The following is a 9,382-nucleotide window of genomic DNA, read 5'->3' as shown; positions in this document are numbered from 1 at the left end:
GTACAGGCGCTTGCGCTGATGGCTGCAGGCCTTGTGCCGTGGTCGGGGGGGAGGGGAGAGGGGAAAGAATACGGCCCCTGTTCAGGGGCCGTATGCGGTGTAGCTAAGACGGGAGCGCAAGGCCGGTCTTACTTGCGGTCTTCCAGCTTGGTGATGTCGCGCGACTCGTAGCCGGTATACAGCTGGCGAGGACGGCCGATCTTGTAAGGGCTGGAGAGCATTTCCTTCCAGTGGGAGATCCAGCCGACGGTACGCGCCAGGGCGAAGATCACGGTGAACATGCTGGTTGGAATGCCGATCGCCTTGAGGATGATCCCCGAGTAGAAGTCGACGTTCGGGTACAGCGAGCGCTCGATGAAGTACGGGTCGGTCAGGGCGATCTCTTCCAGGCGCATGGCCAGTTCGAGTTGTGGATCGTTGTTGATGCCCAGTTCCTTGAGGACCTCGTCGCAGGTCTGCTTCATGACGGTGGCGCGTGGGTCGCGGTTCTTGTAGACGCGGTGACCGAAGCCCATGAGCTTGAACGGATCGTTCTTGTCCTTGGCCTTGGCGATGAACTTGTCGATGTTCGACACGTCGCCGATTTCATCGAGCATGGTCAGCACGGCTTCGTTCGCACCGCCGTGGGCAGGACCCCAGAGGGCCGCGATACCGGCAGCGATACAGGCGAACGGGTTGGCGCCCGAGGAACCCGCCAGGCGCACGGTGGAAGTGGAGGCGTTCTGCTCGTGGTCGGCATGGAGGATGAAGATCCGGTCCATCGCCTTGGCCAGCACCGGGCTGATCGGTTTGATCTCGCACGGGGTGTTGAACATCATGTGCAGGAAGTTCTCCGCGTACGACAGGTCGTTGCGCGGGTACATCATCGGCTGGCCCATGGAGTACTTGTAGACCATCGCTGCCAGGGTCGGCATCTTGGCGACCAGGCGCACGGCGGAGATCTCGCGGTGCTGCGGGTTATTGATGTCCAGGGAGTCGTGGTAGAACGCCGAGAGGGCGCCGACTACGCCGCACATGACGGCCATCGGGTGGGCGTCGCGACGGAAGCCGTTGAAGAAGCTCTTCAGTTGCTCGTGAACCATGGTGTGGTTCTTCACGGTGCTGACGAACTGGGCTTTCTGCTCGGCATTGGGTAGTTCGCCGTTAAGTAGCAGGTAGCAGGTTTCCAGGTAGTCCGATTTCTCGGCCAGCTGTTCGATCGGGTAGCCGCGGTGCAGCAGGATACCCTGGTCGCCGTCGATATAGGTGATCTTCGACTCGCAGGAGGCGGTCGACATGAAACCGGGGTCGAAAGTGAAGCGGCCCGTGGCCGTCAGGCCCCTAACATCGATTACGTCGGGACCAACGGTGCCGGTTAAAATGGGCAGCTCGACGGGGGCTGCGCCCTCGATGATCAACTGCGCTTTTTTGTCAGCCATGTGGCCTCCTATTTATGCTTGAAATCATCAGACAGACCCCCCACGCAGGGCCCGCACCACTATAGTGGGATAAATCTGAATGTCAATTTGCCTAAAGTCTTGTCCCAGAAGGCTTTGAGAGGGATTTTTTAGCGAAATTCACTGCCATTTACGCCTTTTATAAAGCTAACGCAATCAGCTATTAGGGGAAGGCGTTTGCGTTGTCATTAGTAGCCTAACTGTCTATACTCGGCCACCGACCGCCATGGGCTTCTGGGCCTGTTTTGATGGGGGTCGCACTCCCTGGGTGGTGGTTACCTGACCAGTGCACTCCCCAACAACTTTGCCCTGATTGTTAGGGGCTCTTCAGTGTGAAAAAAAGCCGTGAATAGCCAACGACCTGTAAACCTAGACCTAAGGACCATCAAACTCCCCATTACCGGCGTTACGTCGTTTCTCCACCGTGTTTCCGGCATCATCCTCTTCCTGGGCATCGGCATCATGCTGTACGCATTGAGCAAGTCCCTGGGCTCCGAGGAAGGTTATGCCGAGGTGAAGGCGTGCTTGACCAGTCCGCTGGCCAAATTCGTTGCATGGGGCCTCCTGTCCGCCTTGCTGTATCACTTGGTGGCCGGTGTACGCCATCTGATTATGGACATGGGCATCGGTGAGACGCTGGAAGGCGGCAAGCTGGGCTCGAAAATCGTTATCGCCGTATCCGTGGTGGTAATCGTTCTGGCGGGAGTTTGGATATGGTAACCAGCGTTACGAACCTGTCGCGTTCGGGCCTTTATGACTGGATGGCGCAGCGTGTCTCTGCGGTCGTTCTCGCGGCTTATTTCATTTTTCTGATCGGGTACCTCGTAGCGAATCCGGGCATTGACTACACCCAGTGGCATGGCCTGTTCGCAAACAACTGGATGCGTATCTTCAGTCTGCTGGCCCTGGTGGCCCTTGGCGCTCACGCCTGGGTCGGCATGTGGACCATCTCGACCGACTACCTGACGCATATGGCGCTGGGCAAGTCGGCGACAGCGGTACGTTTCCTTTTCCAGGCAGTATGCGGCGTCGCAATGTTCGCTTACTTCGTCTGGGGTGTGCAGATTCTCTGGGGTATCTGATTCATGGCTAACATTCCAACCATTTCTTTCGACGCCATCATCATTGGCGGCGGTGGCGCCGGCATGCGTGCCGCACTGCAGCTGGCCCAGGGCGGTCACAAGACTGCTGTAGTCACCAAGGTCTTCCCGACCCGCTCGCACACTGTATCCGCCCAGGGTGGCATCACCTGCGCCATCGCTTCGGCCGACCCGAACGATGACTGGCGCTGGCACATGTACGATACCGTCAAGGGTTCCGACTACATCGGTGACCAGGACGCTATCGAATACATGTGTCAGGAAGGCCCGGCCGCGGTCTTCGAGCTGGATCACATGGGGCTGCCGTTCTCCCGTACCGAAACTGGTCGTATCTACCAGCGTCCGTTCGGCGGCCAGTCCAAGGACTTCGGTAAAGGTGGCCAGGCCGCCCGTACCTGTGCCGCTTCCGACCGTACCGGTCACGCACTGCTGCACACCCTGTATCAGGGCAACCTGAAGGCCGGCACTACTTTCCTCAACGAGTACTACGCAGTTGACCTGGTGAAGAACCAGGATGGCGCGTTCGTTGGCGTGATCGCGATCTGCATCGAAACCGGCGAAACCCTGTACATCAAGTCCAAGGCCACCGTTCTGGCCACTGGCGGTGCGGGTCGTATCTACGCCTCGACCACCAACGCTCTGATCAACACCGGCGACGGCGTGGGCATGGCCCTGCGTGCCGGCGTTCCGGTGCAGGACATCGAGATGTGGCAGTTCCACCCGACCGGTATCGCCGGCGCTGGTGTTCTGGTTACCGAGGGTTGCCGCGGCGAAGGTGGCTACCTGATCAACAAGCACGGCGAGCGCTTCATGGAGCGTTATGCTCCGAATGCCAAGGATCTGGCTGGCCGCGACGTAGTGGCACGTTCCATGGTCAAGGAAATCATCGCTGGCAACGGTTGTGGTCCTAACGGCGACCACGTGATGCTCAAGCTGGACCACCTGGGCGAGGAAGTGCTGCACAGCCGCCTGCCTGGTATCTGCGAGCTGTCCAAGACCTTCGCCCACGTCGACCCTGTAGTCGCTCCGGTTCCGGTCGTGCCTACCTGCCACTACATGATGGGCGGCGTTGCCACCAACATCCATGGCCAGGCCATCACCCAGAACGCCGCTGGCGAAGACACCATCATCCCTGGCCTGTTCGCAGTGGGTGAAGTGGCTTGCGTATCGGTACACGGTGCCAACCGCCTGGGCGGCAACTCGCTGCTGGACCTGGTGGTATTCGGTCGTGCGGCTGGCCTGCACCTGGAAAAAGCGCTGACCGACGGTATCGAATACCGCGATGCCAGCGATACCGATGTGGACGTTGCCCTGAGCCGCCTGGCCAAGCTCAACGAGCGTACCACCGGCGAAGACGTCGCCAGCCTGCGTCGCGAACTGCAGAGCTGCATGCAGAACTACTTCGGTGTATTCCGTACCGGCGAGTACATGCAGAAGGGTATTGCCCAACTGGCCGACCTGCGTGAGCGCATCGCCAACGTCAAGATCAACGACAAATCCATGGCGTTCAATACTGCCCGTATCGAAGCTCTGGAACTGCAAAACCTGCTGGAAGTGGCTGAAGCCACCGCCATCGCCGCTGAAGTGCGTAAAGAGTCCCGCGGAGCTCACGCCCGTGAAGACTACGAAGATCGCGACGATGAAAACTGGCTGTGCCACACCCTGTACTTCCCGGGTGAGAAGCGCGTTGCCAAGCGTGGTGTTAACTTCTCGCCGAAAACCGTACCGGCTTTCGAGCCTAAAGTCCGGACTTACTAAGGGTGGCAGTCATGTTGCAAGTCGAAGTTTATCGTTACAACCCTGACACCGACTCTGCCCCGAAAACCCAGGTTTTCCAGGTCGATACCGGTGGCAAGGACCTGATGGTGCTGGACGTGCTGGCGCTGATCAAGGAGCAGGACGAGGGTTTCTCCTACCGTCGCTCCTGCCGTGAAGGCGTTTGCGGTTCCGACGGCATGAACATCAACGGCAAGAACGGCCTGGCGTGCATCACGCCGCTGTCCGCCGTGGTCAAGAAGAACAAGCTGGTCATCCGTCCTCTGCCAGGCCTGCCGGTTATCCGTGACCTGGTCGTCGATATGAGCATCTTCTACAAGCAATACGAGAAGGTGAAGCCATTCCTGCAGAACGATACTCCGGCTCCGGCTATCGAGCGTCTGCAGTCGCCGGAAGAACGTGAGAAGCTCGACGGTCTGTACGAGTGCATCCTGTGCGCCTGCTGCTCGACCTCTTGCCCATCCTTCTGGTGGAACCCGGACAAGTTCCTGGGTCCAGCCGCTCTGCTGCAAGCCTATCGCTTCCTGGCAGACAGCCGCGATACCAAGACTTCCGAGCGTCTGGCTTCGCTGGATGACCCGTTCAGCGTATTCCGCTGCCGTGGCATCATGAACTGCGTCAACGTTTGTCCGAAAGGCCTGAACCCGACTAAGGCCATCGGTCACATTCGTAACATGCTGCTGCAGAGCGGCGTGTGATTCAGCTGTTGTACCCGTAGGACCGCTGTACCGTAAAAGCCGAGGCGCGGGCTTCAACCCGCGTCCTGGCTCTAACCTGAGCAGCAGCTCACGAAGTGGCTGCTCTATATTTTGAAGAAATGAGACAAGCAGGGGCATCCGGGCTGGTACCCGGACTATCAGCGTGATCCTAAGTGGCTTGTTTTGGTCGCTGCATTCGGACTTCTGCAAGCTTGCTCGGTGTCGTCGCCGGTGGTGTTCCCCTAACCGAGGGTGACCAAGCATGCAAGAAAGCGTGATGCAGCGCATGTGGAACAGCGCCTACCTATCCGGTAGCAACGCTGCATATGTGGAAGAGCTCTACGAGCTCTACCTGCACGACCCTAACGCTGTGCCAGAAGAGTGGCGCACTTACTTTGATAAGTTGCCTGCCGACGGCAACACTGCCATCGATGTTTCGCACTCGACGATCCGCGATCATTTCGTCTTGCTGGCAAAGAACCAGCGCCGCGCCCAACCGGTTTCCGCCGGGAGCGTGAGCAGTGAGCACGAGAAGAAGCAAGTTGAAGTGCTGCGATTGATCCAGGCCTATCGGATGCGTGGCCACCAGGCATCCCAGCTGGACCCGCTGGGACTGTGGCAGCGTCCTGCACCTGCAGACCTGTCGATCAATCATTACGGCTTGACCAATGCCGATCTTGATACGACCTTCCGTGCCGGCGACCTGTTCATCGGCAAAGAGGAAGCGAGCCTACGCGAAATTCACGAAGCGTTGCAGCAGACATATTGCCGCACCATCGGCGCTGAATTTACGCACATCACCGATTCCGAGCAGCGCCACTGGTTCCAGCAACGTCTGGAAAGCGTACGTGGCCGCCCAGCCTATTCGGCTGACATCAAGAGCCACCTGCTCGAGCGCGTAACCGCGGCGGAAGGCCTGGAGAAGTACCTGGGCACCAAATACCCGGGCACCAAGCGCTTCGGCCTGGAAGGCGGCGAAAGCCTGATCCCGATGCTCGACGAGCTGATCCAGCGCTCCGGCTCCTACGGCACCAAGGAAGTCGTGATCGGCATGGCCCACCGTGGTCGCCTGAACGTGTTGGTCAACACCTTCGGCAAGAACCCGCGCGAGCTGTTCGACGAGTTCGAAGGCAAGAAGAAGGTCGAGTTGGGTTCCGGTGACGTGAAGTATCACCAGGGCTTTTCCTCCAACGTGATGACTTCCGGTGGCGAAGTGCACCTGGCCATGGCCTTCAACCCATCCCACCTGGAAATCGTTTCCCCGGTGGTCGAGGGTTCGGTACGTGCCCGTCAGGACCGCCGCAACGATTCGAGCGGCGACAAGGTCCTGCCGATCTCCATCCACGGTGACGCGGCATTCGCCGGTCAGGGCGTGGTCCTGGAAACTTTCCAGATGTCGCAGACCCGCGGTTTCAAGACCGGCGGTACCGTGCATATCGTGGTCAACAACCAGGTTGGTTTCACCATCAGCAACCCGCTGGACTCGCGTTCCACCGAGTACGCCACCGACGTTGCGAAGATGATCCAGGCGCCGATCCTCCATGTGAATGGCGATGATCCGGAAGCCGTGCTGTTTGTCACCCAGCTGGCCATCGACTACCGCATGCAGTTCAAGCGTGACGTGGTCATCGACCTGGTCTGCTACCGCCGCCGTGGCCACAACGAGGCCGACGAGCCAAGCGGCACACAGCCGCTGATGTACCAGCAGATCACCAAGCAGCGCACCACTCGCGAGCTGTACGCCGAGCGCCTGACCCAGGGCGGCGTGCTCGACGCCGAACGCGTCCAGGCCAAGGTCGACGAGTATCGCAATGCGCTGGACAACGGCTTGCATGTGGTCAAGAGCCTGGTCAAGGAGCCGAACAAGGAATTGTTCGTCGACTGGCGTCCATACCTGGGCCACACCTGGACCGCACGTCATGACACTCGCTTCGACCTGAAGACCCTGCAGGAACTGTCCGCCAAGCTGCTGGAAGTGCCTGATAGCTTCGTGGTCCAGCGTCAGGTCTCGAAGATCTACGAAGATCGCCAGAAGATGCAAGCCGGTGGCCTGCCGATCAACTGGGGTTACGCCGAGACCATGGCCTACGCCACCCTGTTGTTCGAAGGCCACCCGATCCGCATGACCGGCCAGGACATCGGCCGCGGTACGTTCTCGCACCGCCACGCGGTCCTGCACAACCAGAAAGATGCCAGCACCTACGTGCCGCTCAAGCATCTGTTTGAAGGCCAGCCGCGTTTCGACCTGTACGACTCGTTCCTGTCGGAAGAGGCCGTGCTGGCATTCGAATACGGCTACTCGACCACCACGCCGAATGCGCTGGTGATCTGGGAAGCCCAGTTCGGTGACTTCGCCAACGGTGCCCAGGTGGTGATCGACCAGTTCATCACCAGTGGCGAGCACAAGTGGGGTCGCCTGTGCGGCCTGACCATGCTGCTGCCGCATGGCTATGAAGGGCAAGGTCCAGAGCACTCCTCGGCACGCCTCGAGCGTTACCTGCAGTTGTGCGCCGAGCACAACATCCAGGTGTGCATGCCGACCACGCCGGCACAGATCTACCATTTGCTGCGCCGTCAGGTAATCCGTCCGCTGCGCAAGCCGCTGGTGGTCCTGACTCCGAAGTCGCTGCTGCGCCACAAGCTGGCCATCTCGACCCTGGAAGATCTGGCTGAAGGTTCGTTCCAGACCGTTATCCCGGAAATCGATGCTCTGGATCCGAAGAAGGTCGAGCGCGTGGTTCTGTGCAGCGGCAAGGTCTACTACGACCTGCTGGAAAAACGCCGTGCCGAAGGCCGCGAAGATATCGCCATCGTGCGTATCGAGCAGCTGTACCCATTCCCTGAGGACGACTTGAAAGAAGTCCTGGCTCCTTACACCAATGCCAAAGCGGCCGTCTGGTGCCAGGAAGAGCCGATGAACCAGGGCGCCTGGTACTGCAGCCAGCACCACCTGCGTCGCAGCATCAGCAACCTCAACAAGTCTCTCGTACTCGAGTACGCGGGCCGTGAGGCTTCTGCTGCTCCAGCATGTGGTTACGCATCGATGCACGCCGAGCAGCAGGAAAAACTGCTGCAAGACGCGTTTACCGTTTAACGCCTTCGCGCACCTGAAACCGAATTTAAGGAACCACAGATAATGGCTATCGAGATCAAAGCCCCCACTTTCCCGGAATCGGTTGCCGATGGCACCGTTGCCACCTGGCACAAGCAACCGGGCGACGCCGTCAAGCGTGACGAGCTGATCGTCGACATCGAGACCGACAAAGTCGTACTGGAAGTGCTGGCTACCGCCGACGGCGTGCTGGGCGCTATCGTCAAGAACGAAGGCGACACCGTTCTGTCCGACGAAGTCCTGGGCTCCATCGTCGAGGGTGGTGCTGCTGCCGCAGCTCCAGCCGCCGCAGCTGCTCCGGCCGCCGCTGCCGCAGCCCCGGCTGCTGCCGAAGGCGAAGACGATCCAATCGCCGCACCAGCTGCACGCAAGCTGGCTGAAGAAAACGGCATCAACATCGCTTCCGTTGCCGGCACCGGCAAGGGCGGTCGTGTGACCAAGGAAGACGTAGTGGCTGCCATCGCCGCCAAGAAAGCCGCTCCGGCTGCCGCGCCTGCCAAGGCTCCGGCTCCGGCCGCTGCTGCTCCGGTCTTCGCTGCCGGCGATCGCGTCGAGAAGCGCGTGCCTATGACCCGCCTGCGTGCCAAGGTTGCCGAGCGTCTGGTCGAAGCCCAGTCGAACATGGCGATGCTGACCACCTTCAACGAAGTCGACATGACCGAAGTCATGGCCCTGCGTTCGAAGTACAAGGACCTGTTCGAGAAGACCCATAACGGCGTGCGCCTGGGCTTCATGTCCTTCTTCGTGAAGGCTGCCACCGAAGCCCTGAAACGCTTCCCGGCGGTCAACGCGTCGATCGACGGTGCGGACATCGTCTACCACGGCTACTCGGACATCGGCGTCGCCGTTTCCAGCGATCGTGGCCTGGTGGTACCGGTGCTGCGCAACGCCGAGCTGATGAGCCTGGCAGAGATCGAGAACGGCATCGCCACCTTCGGCAAGAAGGCTCGCGACGGCAAGCTGTCGATGGAAGAGATGACTGGCGGTACTTTCACCATCACCAACGGTGGTACCTTCGGTTCGATGATGTCGACCCCGATCGTCAACCCGCCGCAAGCGGCCATCCTGGGCATGCACAACATCATCCAGCGTCCTATGGCGATCAACGGCCAAGTGGTCATTCGTCCGATGATGTACCTGGCACTGTCCTACGATCACCGCCTGATCGACGGTAAAGAAGCCGTGTCGTTCCTGGTGACCATCAAGAACCTGCTGGAAGATCCGGCGCGTCTGCTCCTGGACATCTAAAAAGCAGTTGCA

The 9,382-nt window shown here is 59.8% G+C and carries 7 protein-coding genes; 6 read left to right on the top strand and 1 reads right to left on the bottom strand.

The window, feature by feature from the left end; genetic code table 11:
* Positions 1-128 precede the first annotated feature (128 nt).
* Positions 129-1,418, bottom strand: a complete 1,290-nt coding sequence (gene gltA, locus CAG11_RS17795) for a citrate synthase (protein ID WP_022643101.1) — start codon at positions 1,416-1,418, stop codon at positions 129-131.
* Between the two features lie 363 nt (positions 1,419-1,781).
* Here gltA and sdhC point away from each other — a divergent pair, with 363 nt between their 5' ends.
* From sdhC to odhB, 6 genes are all read left to right on the top strand, one after another.
* Positions 1,782-2,156 carry a succinate dehydrogenase, cytochrome b556 subunit gene (gene sdhC, locus CAG11_RS17790; protein ID WP_011060048.1) on the top strand — a complete coding sequence of 125 codons (375 nt, stop codon included), beginning with the start codon at positions 1,782-1,784 and terminating at the stop codon, positions 2,154-2,156.
* The gene (sdhD, locus tag CAG11_RS17785) at positions 2,150-2,518 is read left to right on the top strand and encodes a succinate dehydrogenase, hydrophobic membrane anchor protein (protein WP_022643102.1); all 369 of its coding nucleotides are present in this window, start codon (positions 2,150-2,152) and stop codon (positions 2,516-2,518) included. Before sdhC ends, sdhD begins: the two co-directional genes overlap by 7 nt.
* Before the next feature lie 3 nt (positions 2,519-2,521).
* Entirely contained in the window at positions 2,522-4,294 is a 1,773-nt protein-coding gene (gene sdhA, locus CAG11_RS17780; protein WP_022643103.1) for a succinate dehydrogenase flavoprotein subunit, read from the top strand.
* A gap of 11 nt (positions 4,295-4,305) precedes the next feature.
* Positions 4,306-5,010 carry a succinate dehydrogenase iron-sulfur subunit gene (locus CAG11_RS17775; protein WP_022643104.1) on the top strand — a complete coding sequence of 235 codons (705 nt, stop codon included), beginning with the start codon at positions 4,306-4,308 and terminating at the stop codon, positions 5,008-5,010.
* A 262-nt stretch (positions 5,011-5,272) separates the two neighbouring features.
* On the top strand, positions 5,273-8,104 hold the full coding sequence (locus CAG11_RS17770) for a 2-oxoglutarate dehydrogenase E1 component (protein ID WP_085597246.1): 2,832 nt from the start codon (positions 5,273-5,275) through the stop codon (positions 8,102-8,104).
* Positions 8,105-8,146: 42 nt separating this feature from the next.
* Positions 8,147-9,370: a 2-oxoglutarate dehydrogenase complex dihydrolipoyllysine-residue succinyltransferase gene (gene odhB, locus CAG11_RS17765; RefSeq protein WP_085597245.1), complete on the top strand. Its 1,224-nt coding sequence runs from the start codon at positions 8,147-8,149 to the stop codon at positions 9,368-9,370.
* The last annotated feature ends 12 nt before the right edge of the window (positions 9,371-9,382 follow it).

Origin of the sequence: Pseudomonas sp. B6(2017) (assembly GCF_002112765.1) — a bacterium.
Lineage (GTDB): Bacteria > Pseudomonadota > Gammaproteobacteria > Pseudomonadales > Pseudomonadaceae > Aquipseudomonas > Aquipseudomonas piscis.
Note: the sequence above shows the minus strand (reverse complement) of the source record. Positions and strands in the feature narration are given on the sequence as shown.